We start from the raw sequence: 23,787 nt of genomic DNA on the forward strand, positions 1-23,787 counted from the left end.
CTTCGCGGCAAGCGAATCAGGCGGGTTGCGTAAGAATGCGGGAACCAACGCAGATGCGGGGCCGGGCGTCCGGGGGGCGGCCGGCCGGCAATTCAGCCGTATGGACGCACAGGCCCGCGGCCCGCTTGCGCCGCGGGCGGCGCAGGCACGCTGGAAAGCCGCCGTCAGCGGATTTCGCGGGCTTCGACGTCGATCACGTCGCCGCGCGGCTGCGTGGCGAAGGGGGCGGTGGCGGACTGGAACGGTCCCGGGCGGGCGCCCTGGCGCTGGCTCCAATAGGCGCGAACGCCGAAAGGTTTGCCGCGCACCTTGGCGACCACGTACAGGATCGCCACGGCGATTGCCGTGGAAAGCATGAACACCAGCGCCATCGCCATGCCGATCAAGGCCAGGGCGGCGAATAGGACGGCACGAAAGAAGCGGATAAGTGTGTTGGTCATGAAGATCGGATGCAAAACGCAGCGAAAGGTTCCCGGGTATCCGCTATCCTTTAGGGGATGGCGGGCCGCAGAAGCCGCGCTGCCTACGGAACCATAGTGACATGAGTATAACGATAGAACAAATTCGCGCCGCGCTGCGCGCCGCGCAGGACCCGAATACCGGTATGGATTTGGGTGTTTCTGTAAAAGATCGTGACATCAAGCTGGAAGGCGGACGCGTTTCGCTGGCGCTGGAGCTGGGCTATCCCGCCGACGCCGCGCGAGCGCAGATCCGGGACATCGCCGTGGCGGCGCTGGCCGCCGCCGGCGTGGCCGATGCCCAGGTCGAGGTGACCTGGAAGGTCGCCGCCCACGCGGTGCAGAAGGGCCTGAAGCCGCTGCCCAACGTGCGCAACATTATTGCGGTGGCCTCCGGCAAGGGCGGCGTGGGCAAGAGCACCACGGCCGTGAACCTGGCCCTGGCCCTGGCGGCCGAAGGCGCCAAGGTGGGCGTGCTGGACGCGGACATCTACGGGCCCAGCGTGCCGACCATGCTGGGCATCTCGGGCCGCCCCGAAAGCCTGGACAACAAGAGCATGGAGCCCCTTACGGGCCACGGCCTGCAGGCCAACTCCATCGGCTTCCTGATCGACGCCGATTCGCCCGCCATCTGGCGCGGCCCCATGGTGACGCAGGCGCTGGAGCAGCTGCTGCGCCAGACCAACTGGCGCGACCTCGACTACCTGATCGTCGACATGCCCCCGGGCACGGGCGACGTGGCCCTGACCCTGGCGCAGAAAGTGCCGGTGGTGGGCGCAGTCATCGTCACCACGCCGCAGGACGTGGCGCTGCTGGACGCGCGCAAGGGCTTGCGCATGTTCCAGAAGGTCGACGTGCCGATCCTGGGCGTGGTCGAGAACATGGCCATCCATATCTGCTCGCAATGCGGGCACGCCGAACATATCTTCGGCGAGGGCGGCGGCCAGCGCATGGCCGAGCAGTACCACACGCCCTGGCTGGGCAGCCTGCCGCTGACCCTGGCGATCCGCGTGCAGACCGATGCCGGCTCGCCGACCGTGGTGTCGGATCCGGGCAGCGAAGCCGCTGCCCTGTACCGCGGCATTGCCCGCAAGCTGGCGGCTGGCGTGGCAGCGCTGCCACGCGACATGGCCGGGAAATTCCCGTCCATCGTCGTGCAGCAACCGACCTGACGCATGCGGTGGGCAGCACGCGCCTTCTTGGCGGGACTGGTGGTGATGACGGGCGAGGCATGGGCCAAGCGTCCGGAAATCATCGTGGACCCCGGCGGCGTGCCGCCGGCCGCCCTGCAGGCGATCACCGAGGCGGTCGACGCGATCGCACGGCTGGCGGAAGACCAGGACGGCGGTGAAATCAACCGTCTGCGCCGGCGCGCGCGCGACGCGACGCTGGCGGCCCTGGCCACCCAGGGTTATTTCTCGCCCACGGTGAAGCTCGAGGCCGGCACCGACATCGGCGGAGAAACCTGGGACATCAGCATCGTCTCGGGCAAGCGCACCACGGTCACGTCCGTGGATCTTGATTTCACCGGCCGCATCACGCGGCCCGAGTTCGCCTCGCGGGTACAGAAGCTGCGCGACGATTGGCAGCTCAAGACGGGCCAGCCTTTCATCAACAGCGACTGGAACAAGGCCAAGTCCAGCCTGCTGGACGAGGTGTCTTCGCGCGACTTCATGCTGGCGCGCATGACCGCGTCGCAGGCGGAAATCGAGGCCGATACGGCCTCGGCCGCCTTGCGCGTCACGATAGACAGCGGCCCCCAGGTGCGCATGGGCGAGCTCACCACCGAGGGCCTGAAACGGGTGCCCGAGAAGCTGGTCGAGCGCTATGTACGCTATTCGCCGGGCGCCGCCTATGACCAGAACAAGCTGGACACCTGGCAGCAGGATCTGCAATCCACCGCGTTCTTCCGCGGCGCGTTCGTGTCGCTGGAGCAGCCCGGCACGGCGCAACCGACGCCCGCGCCGAACGCGGACCGCGCGCGCGCGCCTGGGTCGACCGACCTGGCTGCCTCGACGCCTGCGGGCGATCCCGCCGTGTCCGGCGCCATGCCGCCGCCGCCGCCCGCCTATGACTCGAACGGCGAGGTGACTTTGCCGGTGCAGGTGCGGGTGGTGGAAGCGCCGCCCAAGCGCTTCACCGGGTCGATCGGCCTGGACGACGAGGCCGGCGTGCGCGTGGAGTCGCTGTACCGGCAGAACGTGGTCTTCGGCCAGCCGCTCACCATGGAGACGGGCTTCAGCGTGGACCGTCTGCAGCAGCGCGCCTACGCGGACTTCCTGTTGCCGCCGAACGAGCGCGGCTACAAGGATTCCTTCGGCGTGCTGTACGACCACTCCGACATCCAGGGGTTGGACGTGACCCGCTACGCCCTGGGCGCGACGCGCCTGCAAGAGCGCAAGGGCGCGGGCAACAGCCGGGTGGAATACGAGACCCGCTGGGGCCTGCTGCTGGCGCAGGATCACGTGAAGATCGACGGCGGCGACCAATACACGCTGCCGACATTGACCGCCACGGCCGAGTGGCTGCGCCGCGACGTGGACAACAAGTACGACCCGCGCGAAGGCAACCTGATCGCGGTCGGCGGCGGCGTGGGCGTGACGCTGGACACCGGCGAACCCTATACCCGCGCCCGGCTGCGGGCCCAGAAATGGTGGCCCATCGGCAAGCTGGACGTGCTGACCGTACGCGGCGAAGTCGGCCGGGTGTGGTCCAACAGCAAGGTGCGCGTACCGGACGATTTCGGTTTCCGCACGGGCGGCGCGCGTTCGATCCGCGGCTACAAGTATCAGAGCATCGGCGTGAAGCAGGACGATGCCGTGGTGGGCGCGCCCACGCTGCTGGTCGGCAGCATCGAGTACGACCACTATTTCAATGAGCGCTGGGGCATGGGCGTGTTCGTGGACGCAGGCGACGCCGCGGAATCGTTCGGCGATATGTCGATGGCGGTGGGCTACGGCGTCGGCGCGCGGGTGCGCACCCCGGCCGGCCCGCTATTCCTCGACCTGGCCTACGGCCAGCGCGATCGCGACCTGCGCCTGCATTTTTCCTTGGGGATCGCGTTTTGAAGGGCTTGCGCAAATTCCTGCGCCATGTGCTGGTGTGGTGGTTGCCTGGCCTGGCCATGCTGGCGGTGCTGGCGGGCGGCTTTCTGTTCTGGCTGGTCGGCTCGCAGAACGGCACGCGGCTGCTCCTGACCACGGCCGCCCAGCAATTGAACGGCCAGGCGCTGGACGTGAACGGCTCGCTGCTGCGCGGCGTGTCCGTGGGCAAGCTGGACCTGGACGCGGGCGGCACCCGCGTCGACATCACCGACCTGCATCTGGACGTGAACTGGCGCGCCCTGGGCGATCGCCTGCTGCATGTGCGCGAGGTCTCGGCGGGCTCGGTGTACATCGGCCTGGCCTCATCGCCCGAGACGGCGCCTGCGGAGGACGACGGCGAGCCGTTCACGCTGCCGGAACTGCCGGTGGACATTGCCGTGGACCGGGTGGCGTTGGGCGACTTCCAGCTCGAGCAGGACGGCCAGCCGCTGCCCGTGACGCTGGGCAATCTGGACGCCACCTTCGCCGCAGGCAAGCAGGGCGCGCAACTGCGCATCGCCAGCCTGCGCGTGGGCCACGAGGCCGCCCAGGCGGACATCTCCGGCCAGGCCGAGCTGCAGGGCATGGCCGATCCCTGGCCGTTCGCAGCGCGGCTGGACGTGACCGCGCGCGGAACCGGCCCTGATTCTCCGCTGTGCGAGGCCGACAAGCTGAGCGGCGTGTATGAACGCCAGGCGGGCGCTGCAAAAAAAACTGATCCCAAGGCTGGCGCCAAGGCCGATCCCAAAGCCGAGGCCAAGGCTGATCCCAAGCATGAAGCCAAGGGCGCGCCCGCCGCGCCGTCCGAGCCACCCCGGCCCGCCTGCCAGGTGGTGTTGCGCGCCGACGCCGCCGGTTCGCTGGATGGTATCCAGGCCAAGCTGGACGGCGAAGGGTCCGGCCTGCTGCTGGACCTGACCGCCGACCTGGCGCCGCGCACGGCGCTGGTGCTGCGCAGCGCCCGGGCGCACGCGCAACTGCCCGACAAATCGACCTTGGCCGCACAGCTCGACCTGCAATCCGATACCGCGCGGGGCGCGGGCCGCGAACGCATCGCAGGCACGATCAGCGCCCAGCGCCTGGATCTGTCGCCCTGGCTGGGCAAGGACATTCCGCCTGCCTTGCTGACCGTGCGTGGCGACGTCCAAGCCGACATCGAGAACCTGAGCCAGCTGCGCCATGCCGCGGTGGACCTGCGCTTCGAAGAGGGCACGCGCTGGAACAAGCAACCCTTGACCGGCGCGCTCAAGGCCCAGGTGGATATCGCTGCGGCGGCCGATGCTGCGGCGGCCGATGCCGCGGCGGCCGGGACCGCCGCAGCCCCGCCGACCGCTACCGCTACCGCCGCCGGCGCGGCGCCTGCCGCTGCCGACGCCGATCCGCTCGCCGGGCTGCGCATCCACGGTCTGGACGTGGACTTGAAGCTGGGTCGCAACCGGATTCAGGCCTCGGGCGAACTGGATGCCAAGGACGGCGCGTTGACCCTGGACGCCAAGGCGCCCCAGCTCGACGCGTTCTGGCCTGGCATCCCCGGCGGCGCGGAAGTGAAGGGCAAGCTGGCGGGTACGCTGGCTGCGCACCGCGGCGAGCTTGCCGCGGGCTACACGCCGGCCAAGCCGCGCCCGGGCATTCTGGGCGAGGCTTCCGCCAAGGCCAACATCGTTTTTGCCGGTTCCTGGGGCAAGGGTCCGGCCGGCACGCCGGATGCGGCCCTGCCGGGATGGCGCGGCACGTTCTCGCGGCTGACGGCCGAGACGGCCGGCTTCACCGTGGCGGTGGACCGGCCGGTTACGCTGGCCTTCCTGCCTGCCGCCGTGGAACCGCAATGGCAGTGGCAGGTGGGGCAGACGGCGTTGAGCCTGACCCTGCCCGGCAAGGAGCGCGTGGTGCTGGCGCACCAGGGTTCGCGGGGTGGCGGCAAACGCTGGGAAACCGCCGGCCAGGCCGACAACCTGGTGATCACGGCCGCCATGGCGCGCCAGGTGATCGGCGCGGTTGATCCCGAGGCCGCGGCCAAGCTGGGCAAGCGGCCCAGCCGCGTCAACGCGATGGTGCCGGAGGGCCAGCGCCGCATCGCGCTGGACGTGCTGTGGGACCTGAAGTTCGACGGCCGGCTGGGCGGCAAGGCGCGCATTGCGCGCCGCGAGGGCGACCTGCTGATACCGGGCGATCCTCCCATCCCGCTGGGCTTGAGGGCGCTGGTGCTGGACCTGACCGCCACGCCGACGTCCGCCAATACCAGCCGCCTGGACGCCAAGGTCAATCTGGCGACCGACAAGATGGGCGTCATCAACGGCACCGGCACCGCCGTGCTGGCGGTGGATGCCAAGGGCGGCATGGCGCTGGACCCGCGCCAGCCGCTGCGGGCCAAGCTGGACGCCGATATCGCCGACCTGGCCTGGGTCAGCCTGTTCGTGGGCGATTCGATGGAAGTCGGCGGCTCGGTCAAGGCCAATCTGGAAGCCCAGGGCACCCTGGCGGGCAAATGGTCGGCCAACGGCAATATCCGCGGCGACAAGCTGCGCGTGGTGCGCATCGACGATGGCGTGCGGCTGATCGACGGCACCTTGTCCGCGCGCCTGGACGGCGACCGGGTAGTGCTGGACAGCCTGCGTTTCCCGGCCTCGCTGCGGGTGATGCCGGCCGAATGGCGCACCAAGGAATGGATCACCACCAACCCGGAGGCCAAGGGCGGCTATGCCGAGGCCAAGGGGCAGTGGAATTTCATCGACGGCGGCGGCGACATCCGGCTGACCCTGTACCGCTTCCCGGCGCTGCAGCGCTCGGACCGCTACGCCATGGTGTCCGGCGTCATCGACCTGAAGGCGGCCATGCCGCGCATCGACATCGTGGGCGACCTGAAGGCGGACGCGGGCTGGTTCAGCCTGGAAATCCTGCAGGGCGTGCCTTCGCTGGACGACGACGTCAAGGTGCGCCGGCCGGGCGACGATCCCGGAACCGTCTCCACGCCGCTGCAGACCAGCATGAACCTGAAGTTCGACATGGGGCCGCGCTTCTACATCACCGGCATGGGATTGGACGCTGGCCTGCTCGGCTCGATCCAGATCCTGCTGCAGGACGGGCGCCTGACCGGCGTGGGCGCGCTGCGTACCCGGGGCGGCGGCATCGAGGCCTACGGCCAGAAGCTGCGCCTGAGCCGCGGCACGCTGACCTTCCAGGGGCGCCTGGACAACCCCTTGCTGGACATCGAGGCGCTGCGCACGGGCGAACAGGTCGAGGCGGGCGTCAAGGTGGTCGGCACCGCCCAGCGGCCGCGCATCGACCTGGTGTCCTATCCGGATGTCAGCGACGTGGAAAAGCTGTCCTGGTTGCTGCTGGGCCGGGGTCCCGACGAAAGCGGCGGCGACGCCGCGCTGCTGATGTCGGTGGGCACGGCGCTGCTGGGCGGCGGGCAGCCGTTCTACAAGCAGTTTGGCCTGGACGACGTCAGCATCAAGACGGGCAACATCGGCAGTTCGGGCAGCATCCTGCCGGACCGCACGGTGGCCGGCGACGTCAACCGGGACAGCGACAGCCAGCTGGCCACGCAATTCCTGGTGGCCAGCAAGACCTTCGCCAACGGCATCACCCTGAGCGTGGAGCAGGCGCTGGCGGGCAGCGATACCGTCGGCCGGGCCAGCTACCGGCTGGCGCGCGGCCTGTCGGTGGACCTGAAGGGCGGGGCGGTCAACGGCATCGCGCTGGTCTACCGGACCTTCTGGGGGAACTGAGGCAAAGCCGGGCGGGATCGCGCCGCCCGGCCCCTGCCGGCGGGGGGATCCGCACTCGGGATAAAATGGCGTCCATTCCATTCCCTAGCACCATTCCCACCATGAGCATCAAAAGCGACCGCTGGATCCGCCGCCAGGCCGAAGCCGGCATGATCGAACCCTTCGAAGCAGGGCAGGTCCGCACGGCCAATGGCGGGCGCATCGTCAGCTACGGCACCAGCAGCTACGGCTACGACGTGCGCTGCGCCGACGAATTCAAGATCTTCACGAACATCAATTCCACCATCGTCGATCCCAAGAACTTCGACGAAGGCTCGTTCGTGGATTTCAAGGGCGACGTCTGCATCATCCCGCCCAATTCCTTCGCGCTGGCCCGCACGGTCGAGTATTTCCGCATCCCGCGCAGCGTCCTGACGGTCTGCCTGGGCAAGAGCACCTATGCGCGCTGCGGCATCATCGTCAATGTCACGCCGCTGGAACCCGAATGGGAAGGCCACGTCACGCTGGAGTTCTCGAACACCACGCCGCTGCCGGCCAAGATCTACGCGGGCGAAGGCTGCGCGCAGATGCTGTTCCTGGAAAGCGACGAAGTGTGCGAGACCTCCTATCGTGACCGCGGCGGCAAGTATCAGGGCCAGCGCGGCGTGACCCTGCCGCGCACCTGAAGTCTCAGTCCGCGCGCCCGGGTGCCGGACGCAGGTAGTCGATATCCCATTCGCTTTCGCCGGTCTGGACGAACCCGTGCCGGCGGTAGAAGCGGTTCGAAGCGCTGTCGCGCAGCGCGCCCAGGCTTACCGGCAGCCCCAGCCGGTCGGCCTCCTGCAGGATCTTCCGCATGACCTGTCCGCCCAGCCCTGTCCCCTGGACGGCAGGCCGGATGTACAGGTGATCCAGGCGCAGGCCGTCGCCCTCCGGGCGCAACGCGTAAAACCCTATCCGTTGGCCGTCCAGCTCGATGGACCAGGTATGTTCCGGCTGGAACGTGCTGCGCAGGCGTGAACGCGCGCGCTGGGGGTCGAAGCGCCCCAGGCGCTCCAGGCTCTCGCGCATGGCTTCGATGCGCAGCGCCAGCAGGTCCTCGAAATCGGCTTCCGAAACCGGCGAGTACTGCAACTGCGGCGTGGCGACTTCGTCATAGCCGCGGCCCAGGAACTCCAGGATGCAGATGCCGTGTCCGTAGGGATCGCTCAGATGGGCGATGCGGCCCCAACTATGCGAGACGGCCGGGTCTTCCAGGCGCGCGCCGGCGGCCACCGCCTGCTGGACCGCGCGGTCCGCGTCCTCCACCACCACGTCCAGGTGCACGGGCGTCCAGTGCCGCGCGTAGTCGCGAGGCTGGCGCGTGGCGCCGGCCGCGGGCGTGCCGGCGGCCTTTTCCAGCAGGTAGATGGGCGCCTCGGCCCCTGCCATCTCGGCCACTTTCGGCCCCAGCCGGCGTCGCAGCGTCAGGCCGAAAGCGCGGTGATAGAAGTCGATGGCGTGTTCGAGATCGGGCACGTCGATGTTGACCAGGATGCGCATGGGATTTCGTCCACAGGGTAAGGGCGAAAAACATATCATGGCCGCCGCGCCCGGTGTTACTTGCCAATGTGCTAAAGAACATCGTCGCCGCGTCCGTAAAAGACAGTACATGTGTTTGCCGATTTGGCGACGTCATTTCCGCAAGCGTTAGAAAAGCCCCGATCCGTGCGTTACCCCCATATCCCCTGGCTGCCTCTGTTGTTCTATCCCGCGCTGCCGGTGGCCGCCGCGGTGGGGCTGCTGTTGTGGCGCGAATGGCCGCCCGCCCTGACGCAGATCGTGCCGTTCGTGCCTTGGGTGATGGCGCTGATCGGCGTCGCCGTGTGCCTGATGTACCAGCGCGCGCAGCCCATGGTGCTGATGCTCAGCGTACTGGCCGCCACCGCAGGCTGGCCGGCGCTAGCCAGCGAGGCGCCCTGGGCCGTCGGGCCGGCGCTGGCGTGGTGGTCGCTGGCCTACACCATCAACGCCCTGTGGTCCGAACGTTCCAGCATGCTGCTGGATCTGGCCGCCCGCATCGGCCTGATCGCCGCCGGCGCGGCCGCGATTGCGCTGACGGGCAAGGAAGGCGTGAGCGATCTGCTTGGCATGTTGTCCGTGCAGGGCCGGCTGGCGCACCTGAGCGTGCCGATCGAAGGGCTGATCGCGTTGCTGGCCACCGGTCTGACGTTGACGCTGCTGCTCTTGCGCTATGGCCGTCCGCAGCAGGCGGGGCAGTGGCTGGGCTTCGTGTGCATGGCCTGGGCCTTGCCGCGCGGGGCGGAGCACCCTATCGAACTGGCGCTGATGTCCACCGCGGCGCTGACGGCGCTGTGCATTTCGCTGGCGCACGAAGGCTTCCATATGGCGTTCCGCGATGAGCTGACCGGGCTGCCGGGCCGGCGCGCGCTGAACGAGCGGCTGCAGCGCATGGGTCGCGTCTACACGCTGGCGATGGCCGATGTGGACAACTTCAAGGCCTTCAACGACACCCACGGCCACGACGTGGGCGACCAGGTGCTGCGCATGGTGGCGGCACAGTTGCGGCGCGTACCCGGCGGCGGCCATGCCTACCGCTACGGCGGCGAGGAGTTCACGCTGGTGTTTCCCGGCAAGACCGCGGCGGAAAGCATGCCGCACCTGGAAAGCGTCAGGCGCGCCATCGAGGCCTACCAGATGCGGCTGCGCGACAAGCCGGCGCGCCCCAAGGCCGACCAGATCGGTCTGCGTCGCCGCAGCGGACGCGATGCGCGCACTGCGCGGCCGCTTCGGGTAACGGTCAGCATCGGCGTGGCCGAACGCAGCGACGCCCTGCGCGCGCCCGAGTCGGTGATCAAGGCGGCGGACCAGGCGCTCTACAAGGCCAAGGACGAAGGCCGCAATCAGGTGCGAGCCTACAGCACGCGGCGGCGGGCGGGCGCGGCCTGACGCGGCCCGGCCTGACGCGGCCCGGCCTGACGCGGCCCGGCTACTTGCCGGCCAGCGGCAGCGCCATCAGCGCTTCGTCGTAGAGTTCGCCGTTCACGCACAGCGCTTCGCGCTCGCGCCCATACTCGGTGAAGCCCAGGCTGAGGTACAACGCGGTCGCGGCCCGGTTGTTGGCGGTCACGCTCAGCTGCACCTGGCGGATGCCGCGCATGCCCTCGGCGTGGGCGATCGCCGCTTGCATCAGCTGCCGGGCCAAGCCCTGGCCACGCTGCGCTGGCGTGACGTACATGCTCCAGATATGCGCCTTGTGGCGCATCTTCAGTTTGCGCTGCCGGCCCACGCCGATAATGCCCGCCAGGGCCTCGCCGCAAAACGCGCCGAACATCGCGCTGTCGTCCGAAGGCTGGATCCAGCCGCGGATATCCTCCAATGTCAGCGTGTGTTCCTCTTCGTAACTCGATCCGAACGATTCAGGGGTTTCCACCAGGGCGTCCAGGCGTAATTGGCGCAACGGCGCGGCATCGGCGGGAACAAGGCGTCGGACAATGGCAGGGGGCATGGGCGGCAAGTGTTGGGAATAGGGAACGTTTGGCTGTGGTTTGGGCAGTATAGGGGGGCACGCTGCCTATAATGGTCCTAACGCCGCTTGCGGTTTTCACAAAGGAGCCAATGATGTTCGGTTTCCTCAAGATAAACCAGGACGCCAAGCGCGACGAAGTCCAGGAAGAGTTCGTGGCGCGTGTGGCGGATGCCGCGCAGGAATTTGTCCAGGCAGCCGGTTCTACCGGCGCCGTGCTGGACTACACACCGTCCAGCGTCCATGCGCTGGACGAAGCGCTGGAGGCCGCCCACCTCGGGACCCTGCCTCTCACCCCCATGCAGACTGTCGGCGCTGCCGCCTACCTCTACGAGGTGGGACGCCGCGCGCATGGCGGCCTGTACGAAGTGTGCGACGACGAGGATCCGGTGGTGCTGGTCTGCGGCGAACCCGGAACCGAGGTCTGCTTCGGCGCCATCGCCAAGGTCGAGCGGCGCATCCGCTACGGGTCCGCCGAGGCCATCCCGCCCTATTTCGAACAGTTCCTGACGGCCTTGCAGGCGGGCGAGGCGAGCACCATCCGTTAGCGTTCCGCAACGCTACGGGCGCCGGTTTGCTCCCCGGCGCGGCCCGGGTTTCTGTGCTGAAAGCGTCCGCTTTTGGCGCGATGACAACGGCCGTCCGGGCCTTTCCGGGATTTCCCTTAGGACTGTAAGAAAAACAGCCCTACAATTCGGCCATTCCCGCCGCCCTGGCGGGTGCTCGCGCCGTCTGTCATCAGGCGGATTTTTACTAGAAGTACACTCGCGCCGCGATAAGCGTCCGAACCCGCCTTGCCCCCAGGAGCGCCTGCATGAAATTCCGCTTCCCCATTTTCATCATCGACGAAGACTACCGTTCCGAGAACGCGTCCGGTCTGGGTATCCGCGCCCTGTCCGCGGCGATCGAGGCCGAGGGCGTCGAGGTGATCGGGGTGACCAGTTACGGCGACCTGAGTTCGTTCGCCCAGCAGCAGAGCCGGGCCAGCGCCTTCATCCTGTCGATCGACGACGAAGAGTTCGACGTGGATTCGCCCGAGGACGTGGCCAGCGCCATCAAGAACCTGCGCGCCTTCATCGGCGAGCTGCGTTTCCGCAACGCCGACATCCCCATCTACCTGTACGGCGAGACGCGCACTTCCGAGCACATCCCGAACGACATCCTGCGCGAGCTGCACGGCTTCATCCACATGTTCGAGGACACCCCCGAATTCGTGGCGCGCCACATCATCCGTGAAGCCCGCAGCTACGTCGACAGCCTGCCGCCGCCGTTCTTCCGCGAACTGGTCAAGTACGCGCAGGACGGCTCGTATTCCTGGCACTGCCCCGGCCACTCCGGCGGCGTGGCGTTCCTGAAGAGCCCGGTGGGCCAGATGTTCCACCAGTTCTTCGGCGAGAACATGCTGCGCGCCGACGTCTGCAACGCCGTGGACGAACTGGGCCAGTTGCTGGACCACACCGGTCCGGTGGCCGAGTCGGAACTGAATGCCGCGCGCATCTTCCACGCTGACCACTGCTTCTTCGTGACCAACGGCACCTCCACCTCCAACAAGGTGGTGTGGCATGCCAACGTCGCCGCGGGCGACGTGGTGGTGGTGGACCGCAACTGCCACAAGTCGATCCTGCACGCCATCACGATGACGGGCGCGATCCCGGTGTTCCTGCGTCCCACGCGCAACCACCTGGGCATCATCGGCCCGATCCCGCTGGAAGAGTTCCACCCGGACAACATCCGCAAGAAGATCGAGGCCAACCCCTTCGCGCGCGAAGCGGTAAACAAGAATCCGCGCATCCTGACGCTGACGCAGAGCACCTACGACGGCGTCATCTATAACGTCGAAATGATCAAGAAGCAGCTGGGCAGCTATGTCGACACGCTGCACTTCGACGAAGCCTGGCTGCCGCATGCGTCGTTCCACGAGTACTACCAGGACATGCACGCCATCGGCGTGGACCGCCCGCGCAGCCAGGACGCGATGGTGTTCGCCACCCACTCCACGCACAAGCTGCTGGCCGGCATCTCGCAGGCCTCGCAGATCATCGTGCAGGAGTCCGAGACCCGCAAGCTGGACCGCAACGTCTTCAACGAAGCCTACTTGATGCACACGTCCACCTCGCCCCAGTACGCGATCATCGCGTCCTGCGACGTGGCTGCCGCCATGATGGAACCGCCCGGAGGCACCGCGCTGGTCGAGGAGAGCATCCGCGAAGCCCTGGACTTCCGCCGCGCCATGCGCAAGGTGGAATCCGAGTTTGGCAAGAACGACTGGTGGTTCAAGGTCTGGGGCCCGAACCGCCTGGTTTCCGAAGGCATCGGCAACCGCGACGAATGGATCCTGGAATCCAACGACCACTGGCATGGTTTCGGCGAAATGGCCGAAGGCTTCAACATGCTGGACCCGATCAAGGCCACCATCATCACCCCGGGCCTGGACATGTCGGGCAGCTTCGGCGAAACCGGCATCCCGGCCGCGCTGGTGTCCAAGTACCTGACCGAGCACGGCGTGGTGGTCGAGAAGACCGGGCTGTATTCGTTCTTCATCCTGTTCACCATCGGCATCACCAAGGGCCGCTGGAACACGCTGCTGACCGCCTTGCAGCAGTTCAAGGACGACTACGACCGCAACCAGCCGCTGTGGCGCATCCTGCCGGAATTCTGCCGCGACCATCGCCGCTACGAGCGCATGGGCCTGCGTGACCTGTGCCAGGAGATCCACGAAGCCTACCGCGCGCGCGACGTGGCCCGCCTGACCACCGAGATGTACCTGAGCGACATGGTGCCGGCGCTGAAGCCGTCGGACGCCTTTGCCCGCATGGCGCACCGCGAGGTCGAGCGCGTCGACATTGACAAGCTGGAAGGCCGCGTCACCGGCGTGCTGCTGACGCCGTATCCTCCGGGCATCCCGCTCTTGATCCCGGGCGAACGCTTCAACCGCACCATCGTCCAGTACCTGCAGTTCGCGCGCGAGTTCAACCAGCGCTTCCCGGGCTTCGAAACCTACATCCACGGCCTGGCCGACGAAGTGGGTCCGGACGGCGAAAAGCGTTACTACGTCGACTGCCTGATCGAAGACTGATGTTCGATGTAGCAGTACTGGGCGCCGGCGCCGCGGGCATGATGTGTGCCGCGGTCGCCGGCCAGCGCGGCTTGCGCGTGGTGCTGGTCGACCACGCCGAGCGCCTGGCGGAGAAAATCCGCATCTCTGGCGGCGGCCGCTGCAATTTCACCAATATTGGCGCCGGCCCCGCCAACTTCCTGTCTGAAAATCCGCATTTTTGCCGTTCGGCCCTGTCGGGCTACACGCCGCAGGATTTCCTGGCGTTGATGAAGCGCCACCACATCGCCTGGCACGAGAAACATCGCGGCCAGCTGTTCTGCGACGATTCCAGCGAATCCGTCATCGAGATGCTGCGCGCCGAATGCGATGCGGGCAGGGTGCAGTGGCGCATGGGATGTTCGGTGGCCGAGATCGCCCATGGCGAACAGGGTTACGAGTTGCGCACCAGCCAGGGCCCGATCCGCGCCGCGAAACTGGTGGTGGCCACGGGCGGCATGGCCATTCCCCAGCTGGGTGCCACCGATTTCGGCCTGAAGATCGCGCGGCAGTTCGGCCTGAAAGTGGTGGAGCCGCGGCCCGCCCTGGTGCCGCTGACCTTCGACGCTGCGCAGTGGCAGCCCTTGGCGGAATTGTCCGGTGTGGCATTGGAAGTCAATCTGCACACGGGGCAGGGCAAAGCCCGCGGTGAATTCCTCGAGGATCTGCTGTTCACCCACCGTGGCCTGTCCGGCCCGGCCATCCTGCAGATCTCCAGCTACTGGAAACCCGGCGAGCCCATCGTGATCGATCTGGCGCCCGGCCGCGACCTGGCCGAGGAATTGCTGGCATCGAAGTCGGGCAACCGGCAGCAGCTGCATACCGTGCTGGCGGGCCTCTGGCCCAAGCGCCTGGCCGACCGTTGGCTGCACCTGGCGGAGCAGGGCGGCAAGCCTGGCCTGGCGGCGCTGCGTCTGGCGGACGCGCCGGACAAGACCCTGCGCGCCTTGGCCCAGGACATCCATCAATGGACCTTGGTGCCCAGCGGCACGGCCGGCTACAAAAAGGCCGAAGTGATGCGCGGCGGCGTGGACACGCGCGGCCTGGACCAGAAGTCCATGCAGGCCAAGACCGCCGCCGGCCTCTATTTCATCGGCGAGGCCGTGGACGTCACGGGCTGGCTGGGCGGCTACAACTTCCAGTGGGCCTGGGCCTCCGGTGTCGCCTGCGGCAAGGCGCTCTAGTTTTTCCGACAGGTGAGGGCGCCGATAGGCCGGCGCTATGGCAGGAATTGGAAGCCTGCCGTTGTGATATTAAATAAAAATACTTATCATTTATGTTTCTGATAATGATCTAAACCCTGAACAGGGGGCGGATCCCACGGAGACATGCATGGCCTACACCCTTCCGCCCCTGCCTTACGCCTACGACGCTCTGGAGCCTCACATCGACGCGATGACGATGGAGATCCACTACAGCAAGCACCATCAGACCTACGTCAACAGCCTGAACGCGGCGCTGGAGGGCGCGGGCATCGCCACTGACGAGCCGGTTGAATCCCTGGTGGCGCGGCTGGAGCAATTGCCCGAAGCCGTCCGCGGCGCGGTGCGCAACCATGGCGGCGGCCATGCGAACCACAGCCTGTTCTGGGCGGTCATGTCGCCCGAGGGCGGAGGCGAGCCGGATGGCGCCCTGGCGGCGGCCATCGAAGCCGAGCTTGGCGGTTTGGCCGCTTTCCGCGACGCTTTCACCAAGGCCGCGCTGACCCGCTTCGGCAGCGGCTGGGCCTGGCTCTCGGTCACGCCGGCCGGCAAGCTCATGGTGGAAAGCAGCGCCAACCAGGACAGCCCCCTGATGCAGGGCAACACGCCCATCCTGGGGCTGGACGTGTGGGAACACGCCTACTACCTGAAGTACCAGAACCGCCGGCCCGAGTACATCGGCGCCTTTTACAATGTCGTGAACTGGCCTGAAGTGGCGCGCCGCTACGCGGCGGCCCAGCGCTAAGCGCATTCCTGGCAAGGAGGGCAGCGGCACATGAATACTTTCAGCCGTCATCGCGTGCGGCCGGCGGCCACCAGCATCAGCGTGTGGACCCTGGCCGTATTGGTGGCCTGCCTGGGCCTGCACCAGCTGTGGGCCTATCTGGACGTGCGCGCGCCGCACGTCGCCGACGCCCTGCTGGGCGGTCTGGTGGCCGCCGCCGCCACGGCGCTGGGTACCCTGCCCATCCTGTTCGCCCGCAGCATTCCGCAAAAAGTGCAGGACAGCATGTTCGGCTTCGGCGCCGGCGTGATGCTGGCGGCCAGCGCCTTTTCGCTGGTGGCGCCCGGTATCGCGGCGGGTCGCGACCTGGGCTATGGCCCTTGGGGCGCCGGGCTGACGGTGGGCGCCGCGCTGCTGCTGGGGGCGGCGGTGCTGCTGCTCATGGACCGCACGCTGCCGCATGAGCATTTCATCAAGGGCAGGGAAGGGATAGAGGCGCACCGCCTGCGCCGCACCTGGCTGTTCGTCTTCGCCATTACCTTGCACAACCTGCCCGAGGGCCTGGCGATCGGCGTGGGCTATGCAGGCAACGACGCCATGCGCGGCACCGCGCTGGCCACCGGCATCGCGATCCAGGACATTCCCGAAGGCCTGGTGGTGGCCGTGGCGCTGCTGGCGGCGGGCTATCAGCGCGCGTTCGCCGTGGCGCTGGGCATGCTGTCCGGGCTGGTCGAGCCGCTGGGGGCAGTATTGGGCGCCGCCGTGGTCGGCTGGTCCGAGCCGCTCTTGCCCTGGGGCCTGGGCTTTGCCGCCGGCGCCATGCTGTTCGTGATCAGCCACGAGATCATCCCGGAATCGCACCGCAAGGGGCATGAGGTCTATGCGACCTGCGGGCTGATGCTGGGCTTCGTGCTGATGATGCTGCTGGATACGGCGCTGGGTTGAGGCCGGCGCGGGCATTCCCTGGCCGCGGCTTTCGTTGTATGCTTGCGCCGCTGTCACGCATGTTGCGGGAGAGAGCGGCCTGTACGTCCGGCCGCCGCCGAAGGCGCAATTCGCCCGGAATCGCTCAGGTAACCCATACCGCCCATGCTTGCCCCGTCCCGGTTTTCTCACCGTGTGGACCCGGCAAAACAGTACTCTGGAGAGACCTGGCGCCGCCCCTGAACTAGGGACATAGCGAGCAGCCCAGGCGCCGAAGGTGCAAACCCGTCATGCGGGGCAACTCTCAGGCAAAAGGACAGAGGGGCGGAAGATTCAGCCGTAGTGCAGGCGCAGGCCGCCGTGCACCACCGGCATTCCGTAACCCTGGCAACACTGCCGTCCCGGAGTTTCCGCGCATGTCCGCAACCCTCAAACGCACCCCGCTGGCCGAAGAACACGTCGCCTCTGGCGCCCGCATGGTCGACTTCGGCGGCTGGGACATGCCGCTGGCCTACGGTTCGCAGCTGGAAGAGCACCATGCCGTGCGCCAGGACGCCGGCATGTTCGACGTGTCGCACATGCTGAACGTCGACGTCATCGGCCCCGACGCCTATGCCTTCCTGCAGCGCCTGGTTGCCAACGACGTGGCCAAGCTCACCGTGCCTGGCAAGGCGCTGTACAGCTGCATGCTGAACCCCCAGGGCGGCGTGATCGACGACCTGATCATTTATTTCTTCGCCGCCGATGAATGGCGCGTGGTGGTCAATGCCGGCACCGCCGACAAGGACGTGGCCTGGATGCAGCGCGTCAAGCAGGCCGGCCGGTTCGACGTCGCCATCACGCCGCGCCGCGACCTGGCCATGGTCGCCGTGCAGGGCCCCAACGCCCGCGCCAAGGTCTGGGCCACGCGCCCGGCGTGGCAAGCCGCCAGCGAGCCGCTGACCGCCTTCGTGGCCGCCCGCGTGGGCGACGACACTCTGGTGGCACGCACCGGCTACACGGGCGAAGACGGCTTTGAAATCGTGCTGCCCGCCGCCGAGGTCGTGCAGCTGTGGCGCGATCTGGTTGCCCAGGGCGTGCGCCCCTGCGGCCTGGGCGCGCGCGACACGCTGCGCCTGGAAGCCGGCATGAACCTCTACGGTCAGGACATGGACGAGCTGACCCAGCCCGACCAGGCCGGCCTGACCTGGACCGTGTCCCTGAAAAACGCCGAGCGCCGCTTCATCGGCCGCGACGCGCTGGAACAATTCGCCACCCCCGCCACCTTCATCGGCCTGAAGCTGCAAGAGCGCGGCGTCATGCGTGCGCACATGGCCGTGCGCACCAAGCAAGGCACGGGCGAACTCACCAGCGGCACCATGTCCCCCACGCTGGGCGTGTCGATCGGCTTCGCGCGCCTGCCGCAAGGCGTGAAGCCGGGCGATACGGTCGAGGTCGACATCCGCGGCAAATGGGTGCCCGCCCTGGCCTGCAAATTGCCGTTCGTGCGTAACGGCAAAGCGGTCGAACACTCGTAAACTCGAAGCTTCGCTCGAGCCGCCGGCCCATGGGGCGACGGCCGCCCGCGCGAGGCGCGCAACACCATTCATCTACCCGCATTCCCTCAGGAGTTCCCATGAGTCTGCCCACCGATCGCAAGTACACCGAGTCCCATGAATGGGTCAAAGCCGAAGGCGACGTGTTCGTCGTCGGCATTACCGATACCGCCCAGGACCAATTGGGCGATCTGGTCTTCGTCGGCGACGTGAAGGTCGGCGCCAAGCTGAACGCCGGTGAAACCGCCGGCGTGGTCGAGTCGGTCAAGGCCGCTTCGGACATCTATGCTCCCGTGGCCGGCGAAATCGTCGCGTTCAACGAAGAACTGGAAAACAACCCCAACCTGATCAATGAATCGGCCTTCACCGCCTGGATCTTCAAGATCAAGCCGGTCAACGCCGCCGACGCCGACAAGCTGCTCGACGCCGCCGGCTACGAAGCCGTCGCCAACGGCTAAGCCGCCTGGCCGGAACGGACGCGGCGCCGCAAGCCCCGCGCCCGTTCCGCAAGATGCATTACCGTCCGTCCCCCGACGACACCCGCTATCCCGAGATCCTCCATGTCGCGCGCCCTAGACACCCATACCGACTTCATTCCCCGCCACATCGGCCCCTCCGACGCCGACCAGGCCGCCATGCTCGCCGTTATCGGCAGCGCCAGCCTGGACGCCTTGATCGAAGAAGTCGTGCCGCCCAAGATCCGCAGCCAGGCCCCGCTGGCGCTGCCCGCCTCGCGCAGCGAAACCGACGTGCTGGCCGAGCTGAAGCAGATCGCCGGCCGCAACAAGGTCTACCGCAGCTACATCGGCCAGGGGTACTACGGCACGCAGACGCCCAACGTGGTGTTGCGCAACATTCTTGAGAATCCCGCCTGGTACACGGCCTACACGCCTTACCAGCCCGAGATCTCGCAGGGCCGTCTCGAAGCCCTGCTGAACTACCAGACCATGGTCGCCGACCTGACCGGGCTGGACATCTCCAACGCCTCGCTGCTGGATGAAAGCACCGCCGCCGCCGAAGCCATGACGCTGGCGCGCCGCAGCGCCAAGTCGAAGAGCCCGGTGTTCTTCATCTCGCGCCACGTGCATCCCCAGACCATCGAGGTCGTGCGCACGCGCGCCGAAGGCCTGGATATCGAAATCGCCATCGGCGACGAGGCCGAAGGCCTGCCCGAGTGTTTCGGCGTGCTGCTGCAGTACCCGCACAGCACCGGCTCGGTGGTCGACTACCGCAAGCTGGCCGAAGCCGCGCACGCGCAAGGCGCCATCGTGGCCGTTGCGACCGACCTGCTGGCGCTGGCCCTGCTGGCCGCGCCGGGCGAATGGGGCGCGGACATCGCCATCGGTTCGGCCCAGCGTTTCGGCGTGCCGTTCGGTTTTGGCGGTCCGCACGCCGGCTTCATGGCCTGCAAGGACGCCTTCAAGCGCAACATGGCTGGCCGCCTGGTCGGCGTGTCCAAGGACGCGCAGGGCAACCCGGCAATGCGCTTGGCGCTGCAAACGCGCGAACAGCACATCCGCCGCGAGAAAGCCACTTCCAACATCTGCACCGCGCAAGTGCTGCTGGCCGTCATGGCCGGCATGTACGCCGTGTGGCACGGTCCGGCCGGCATCCGTCGCATCGCCGAGCGCGTGCAGCGCAGCACCGCCATCCTGCGCGCCGAGCTGGTCAAGCTGGGCGTGAAGGTCGCCAACGACACCTTCTTCGATACGCTGCTGCTGGAAACCGGCGCGGCCACCCCGGCCATCCTGACCGCGGCGGACTGCGAGCACGTCAACCTGCGCCGCGTCGACGGCGCACGCCTGGCGGTTTCCTTGGACGAGACCGTCACCGTGGCCGACCTGCAGGCGCTGGTCAATGTCTTCGCCGCCGGCCTGGAGCGCGACGACGTCGAGCTCGACATCGACGCGCTGGACGCGGCCGCCGCGAGCGGCATTCCCGCCGGCGTGGCGCGCGCAAGCGCCATCCTGACGCATCCGGTGTTCTCCAGCGTGCAGTCGGAAACCGACATGCTGCGCTACCTGCGCAAGCTGGCCGACAAGGATCTGGCGCTGGACCGTACCATGATCCCGCTGGGCTCCTGCACCATGAAGCTCAACGCCACCGCCGAGATGATCCCCATCACCTGGCCCGAATTCGCGCTGATCCACCCGTTTGCGCCGGCTTCGCAAAGCCAGGGCTACAACGAGCTGATCGACCGCCTGTCGGCCGCGCTGTGCGAAATCACCGGCTACGACAACATCAGCCTGCAGCCCAACTCGGGCGCGCAGGGCGAGTACGCGGGCCTCTTGGCCATCCGCGGCTACCACCAGGCCAACGGCCAGCATCAACGCAACATCTGCCTGATCCCGTCGTCGGCGCACGGCACCAACCCGGCCTCGGCGCAACTGGCCGGCATGGACGTGGTGGTGGTGGCTTCCGACTCCAACGGCAACGTCGATCTGGCCGACCTGCGCGCCAAGATCGAACAGGTCGGCGACAAGCTGGCCGCCCTGATGATCACGTATCCGTCGACCCACGGCGTGTTCGAGGAAGCCGTCACCGAGATCTGCGATCTGGTGCACCAGGCCGGCGGCCAGGTCTACCTGGACGGCGCCAACATGAACGCGATGGTGGGCGTGGCCCAGCCGGGCAAGTTCGGTTCGGACGTGTCCCACCTGAACCTGCACAAGACCTTCTGCATCCCGCACGGCGGCGGCGGTCCCGGCGTCGGTCCGGTGGCGGTGCGCGCGCACCTGGCGCCGTACCTGCCGGGCGTGGTGAACGAGCAGGGCAAGCTGCCGGGCGACGCCAAGGTCGGCCCCGTGTCGGCGGCGCCGTTCGGTTCGGCCGGGATCCTGCCCATTCCGTTCGTGTACATCTCGCTGATGGGCGCCGATGGCCTGCGCCGCGCCACCGAAGTCGCGATCCTGAACGCCAACTACATCGCCACCCGCCTGCGCGACCACTATCCGGTCCTGTACGCGGGCCGCAATGGCCGCGTGGCGCACGAGTGCATTCTCGATGTGCGTCCGCTCAAGGAAACCAGCGGCATCAGCGCCGAAGACATCGCCAAGCGCCTGATGGACTACGGTTTCCATGCGCCCACCATGAGCTTCCCGGTGGCCGGCACGCTGATGGTCGAGCCGACCGAATCGGAAGGCGTGGCCGAACTGGACCGCTTCATCGACGCGATGATCTCGATCCGCGAGGAAATCGCTCAAGTCGAGCGCGGCGAGCGCGATGCGGAAGACAACGTCCTGAAGAACGCGCCGCACACCGCGCAGATGCTGCTGGCCGAGGAATGGCTGCACGACTATCCGCGCCAGCAAGCCGCCTACCCGGTGGCCTCGCTGCGCGACGCCAAGTACTGGCCGCCGGTTGCCCGCGTGGACAATGCCTACGGCGACCGCAACCTGGTGTGCGCCTGCCTGCCGATCGAAGCCTACGCATAAACGCGGACGGCAAGGCCCGGCACCAGCCGGGCCCGGGCAAAAAAAATCCCCCATCGAAAGATGGGGGATTTTTTCGTCCTGCGTCGGCTGAAATTTACTTCGCCGGCGCGGCCTTGCTGGTGACGGCGAAGTCTTCCGCGATGCTGAAGAACGTGTTGAGCATGATCTGCAGGTTTTCCTTGCCGATGCCGCCCTCCGAGTTCATGTCCATCTGCAGCACGGCCCGGTTCTTGTCGTCCAGGTAGGCGCGCGTCCAGCGGTATTCCTGGTTCCAGGCGTTGATGGCCTTGAGCGAGACCGGCTTCTTGCTGCTGTAGGTCGCGGTCACGACGAGGTCATGGCACTTCTCTGTGAAGTCGTTGCACAGGAAGTCGACGCGCAGCTCGCTGGCGCCGGTGTCGCGGGGATCCAGCATCAGGACAGGACCTTCGTCGCCATCCTGCTTGCGCGGGTTGTAGGCCATGTCGTCCAGCATGGCGGTCACGGTGTCCATGTCGAAGTCCTGCATGTAGCCGGCCACGGAGGCGGTGTCGGTGGCTGCGGCCAGCTCGGCGCCTTCGGCCGGTTCGCCTTCCTCTTCCATGCCGTCCATGTCGTCGTCCATGCCGGTCGCGCCCAGCAGGCCCGCGAACAGTTCATCGGCGGGGATCTTCTGGCCGTTCAGATCGCCCATGCCATCGGCGAAGTGGAACTTGCCGATGATGTTGTCGCCGTCGTTCTTGCCGACGTTGAGCATTTCAGCCATGCCGGACATCGAGCGCATCTGGTCGTCGGCTTCCTCGGCGGCCTTTTCCGCGGTCAAGCCTTGCTTCTTGACGGCGTACTGCACGATCAGGTCGCGCACCATGGGCTTGGAGATGACCAGGGTGGCATCGATCTGCTTGATGGCCTTGACCATGATCTCCTGGGGAGTCAGATCCTTGACGTTGGGCGGATTGGTCAGGTCCAGCGTGAAGTTCAGCTTGCTTTCGCCCTTGTCGGTCTTCCAGCTGATCGGATCGATGCTGAACGAGGGGTTGCCGTTGAGCAGCTTGCCGGCGTTTTCCAGCACGGCGTCGAACTGCTCGTCCTTCAGGCCTTCGTCGCTGGCGCCCAGCATGTACTGGCGCACGATCTGGTTATAGGTGTCCGACAGCTGCTTGATGGCGGCGCCGTCCAGCTTGGCCAGCTTGATCACGGCCTGGCCGCTGCCCAGCGCCACGTCGTTCAGCGTGATGGTGCCGGTCTGGTAGGTGGCTTCGACATTGACGTTCTTGTCGTCTTCGGCCAGCTTGACGCCATAGCCCAGATTGTCCACCGAGACCTTGACGTCGTCACCGGGGCGGGTGACGTCGATGCGCTTGAGCTTGACGCTCGAATCGCCGACCGACAGGCCGAACTTGCCCATGCGGCTGTTGACGTCCATGGTCAGGCCGGACAGCAGCATCTTGATGGGGTCATCCGACTTCTCGCCATCCACCGACAGCGTTTCGACCAGGGCGTGCGCCGTGACGGCCTGCTGCGCGCGGTCGAAGGTGCCGTTGATCGCCATGCCGCTAAAGTTGACAGCGTTGCCGTCGTGCGTGATCTGCACGGGGGCGATATTGGCGGTGGAGGTGGCGAAGCCGCCGAAATTGATGACCGTGTCCGCGCTCAGGGGCGCTACGCCCTTGGTCAGCTCGAACAGTTCCTTGATGTTGTCGGTCTTGGCGAGCTCGGCGTGCGTGAACGCCAGCTTGGGGGCGATGGCGCCGCGCGCCAGGGCGCTCTTGGGGAAGGGACCGTGTTCGATGGACGCGTCGAACTCGATCATGCCCTTGGGCAGGTCCTCGCCGAGCTTGTCGCCGTTGACCAGCGACACGCCATAGCGCGCCTGCGTCGAGAACAGGCCGCGTTCGTACTTCAGCTGATCGATGCGCAGACCGAACAGAGGCGTGATCTTGGCCAGTTTCTCGTTGGCTTCCGCCAGATGGCGCTGCGAGCTTTCCTCGATGCGCTTGCCGGTGTACCACGTGGCCCCGACCCAGCTTCCCGCTCCCACTATGACCACGCCGAGGGTGATCGCTACGCTCTTTTTCATCGTTCTGCTTGTATCGTTGATTGTCGAGTCATATCCGG

General features: G+C 67.1%; 17 protein-coding genes and 2 riboswitches. Of the genes, 13 read left to right on the forward strand and 4 right to left on the reverse strand.

The genetic code is table 11. From position 1 onward, the window contains the following. Nucleotides 1–164 precede the first annotated feature (164 nt). Nucleotides 165–440 carry a hypothetical protein gene (locus IPU70_RS27630; protein ID WP_006226181.1) on the reverse strand — a complete coding sequence of 92 codons (276 nt, stop codon included), beginning with the start codon at nucleotides 438–440 and terminating at the stop codon, nucleotides 165–167. A gap of 101 nt (nucleotides 441–541) precedes the next feature. Between IPU70_RS27630 and apbC the strand changes: the two genes are divergently transcribed. From apbC to dcd, 4 genes are all read left to right on the forward strand, one after another. Beyond that, on the forward strand, nucleotides 542–1,630 hold the full coding sequence (apbC, locus tag IPU70_RS27635) for an iron-sulfur cluster carrier protein ApbC (protein ID WP_207472457.1): 1,089 nt from the start codon (nucleotides 542–544) through the stop codon (nucleotides 1,628–1,630). Nucleotides 1,631–1,633: 3 nt separating this feature from the next. After that, nucleotides 1,634–3,526 carry an autotransporter assembly complex family protein gene (locus IPU70_RS27640; RefSeq protein ID WP_207472458.1) on the forward strand — a complete coding sequence of 631 codons (1,893 nt, stop codon included), beginning with the start codon at nucleotides 1,634–1,636 and terminating at the stop codon, nucleotides 3,524–3,526. Nucleotides 3,527–3,582: 56 nt separating this feature from the next. Then, on the forward strand, nucleotides 3,583–7,272 hold the full coding sequence (locus tag IPU70_RS27645) for a translocation/assembly module TamB domain-containing protein (protein ID WP_207472499.1): 3,690 nt from the start codon (nucleotides 3,583–3,585) through the stop codon (nucleotides 7,270–7,272). Nucleotides 7,273–7,373: 101 nt separating this feature from the next. After that, nucleotides 7,374–7,937 (forward strand): dCTP deaminase, encoded by a 564-nt coding sequence (dcd, locus tag IPU70_RS27650; RefSeq protein WP_041654363.1) that lies wholly within the window; start codon nucleotides 7,374–7,376, stop codon nucleotides 7,935–7,937. Between the two features lie 4 nt (nucleotides 7,938–7,941). On the opposite strand, the gene IPU70_RS27655 is transcribed toward dcd, so the two are convergent. Beyond that, nucleotides 7,942–8,793 (reverse strand): GNAT family N-acetyltransferase, encoded by an 852-nt coding sequence (locus IPU70_RS27655; protein ID WP_207472459.1) that lies wholly within the window; start codon nucleotides 8,791–8,793, stop codon nucleotides 7,942–7,944. 165 nt (nucleotides 8,794–8,958) lie between these two features. Between IPU70_RS27655 and IPU70_RS27660 the strand changes: the two genes are divergently transcribed. Further along, nucleotides 8,959–10,200 (forward strand): GGDEF domain-containing protein, encoded by a 1,242-nt coding sequence (locus tag IPU70_RS27660; protein ID WP_207472460.1) that lies wholly within the window; start codon nucleotides 8,959–8,961, stop codon nucleotides 10,198–10,200. Between the two features lie 40 nt (nucleotides 10,201–10,240). On the opposite strand, the gene IPU70_RS27665 is transcribed toward IPU70_RS27660, so the two are convergent. Beyond that, nucleotides 10,241–10,759, reverse strand: coding sequence for a GNAT family N-acetyltransferase (locus IPU70_RS27665; protein WP_207472461.1), 519 nt, complete (start codon nucleotides 10,757–10,759; stop codon nucleotides 10,241–10,243). A gap of 113 nt (nucleotides 10,760–10,872) precedes the next feature. Between IPU70_RS27665 and IPU70_RS27670 the strand changes: the two genes are divergently transcribed. The 8 genes from IPU70_RS27670 to gcvP all read left to right on the forward strand — a co-directional run bounded on the left by IPU70_RS27670 (nucleotide 10,873) and on the right by gcvP (nucleotide 21,690). Further along, on the forward strand, nucleotides 10,873–11,325 hold the full coding sequence (locus IPU70_RS27670; RefSeq protein WP_207472500.1) for a hypothetical protein: 453 nt from the start codon (nucleotides 10,873–10,875) through the stop codon (nucleotides 11,323–11,325). Nucleotides 11,326–11,591: 266 nt separating this feature from the next. After that, entirely contained in the window at nucleotides 11,592–13,853 is a 2,262-nt protein-coding gene (locus IPU70_RS27675; protein ID WP_013396238.1) for an arginine/lysine/ornithine decarboxylase, read from the forward strand. Beyond that, a complete protein-coding gene (locus IPU70_RS27680; protein WP_207472462.1) occupies nucleotides 13,853–15,055 on the forward strand; it encodes an NAD(P)/FAD-dependent oxidoreductase in 1,203 nt (400 codons plus the stop codon). Before IPU70_RS27675 ends, IPU70_RS27680 begins: the two co-directional genes overlap by 1 nt. A gap of 148 nt (nucleotides 15,056–15,203) precedes the next feature. Beyond that, nucleotides 15,204–15,818: a superoxide dismutase gene (locus IPU70_RS27685; protein ID WP_207472463.1), complete on the forward strand. Its 615-nt coding sequence runs from the start codon at nucleotides 15,204–15,206 to the stop codon at nucleotides 15,816–15,818. 30 nt (nucleotides 15,819–15,848) lie between these two features. Continuing rightward, a complete protein-coding gene (locus IPU70_RS27690) occupies nucleotides 15,849–16,742 on the forward strand; it encodes a ZIP family metal transporter (protein WP_013396235.1) in 894 nt (297 codons plus the stop codon). 55 nt (nucleotides 16,743–16,797) lie between these two features. Next, a riboswitch (glycine riboswitch) is annotated at nucleotides 16,798–16,893 on the forward strand. 35 nt (nucleotides 16,894–16,928) lie between these two features. Beyond that, nucleotides 16,929–17,051: riboswitch (glycine riboswitch) on the forward strand. Nucleotides 17,052–17,137: 86 nt separating this feature from the next. Then, nucleotides 17,138–18,238: a glycine cleavage system aminomethyltransferase GcvT gene (gene gcvT, locus IPU70_RS27695; RefSeq protein ID WP_207472464.1), complete on the forward strand. Its 1,101-nt coding sequence runs from the start codon at nucleotides 17,138–17,140 to the stop codon at nucleotides 18,236–18,238. A gap of 98 nt (nucleotides 18,239–18,336) precedes the next feature. Further along, nucleotides 18,337–18,714, forward strand: a complete 378-nt coding sequence (gene gcvH / locus IPU70_RS27700; protein ID WP_042795177.1) for a glycine cleavage system protein GcvH — start codon at nucleotides 18,337–18,339, stop codon at nucleotides 18,712–18,714. Between the two features lie 102 nt (nucleotides 18,715–18,816). Continuing rightward, entirely contained in the window at nucleotides 18,817–21,690 is a 2,874-nt protein-coding gene (gene gcvP / locus IPU70_RS27705; protein ID WP_207472465.1) for an aminomethyl-transferring glycine dehydrogenase, read from the forward strand. 94 nt (nucleotides 21,691–21,784) lie between these two features. Here the strand turns inward: gcvP and IPU70_RS27710 are convergent, their stop codons facing one another. Next, nucleotides 21,785–23,749, reverse strand: coding sequence for a DUF945 family protein (locus tag IPU70_RS27710; protein ID WP_207472466.1), 1,965 nt, complete (start codon nucleotides 23,747–23,749; stop codon nucleotides 21,785–21,787). Nucleotides 23,750–23,787: the final 38 nt, after the last annotated feature.

It is taken from the genome of Achromobacter sp. SD115 (assembly GCF_017355315.1).
Lineage (GTDB): Bacteria > Pseudomonadota > Gammaproteobacteria > Burkholderiales > Burkholderiaceae_B > Achromobacter > Achromobacter xylosoxidans_B.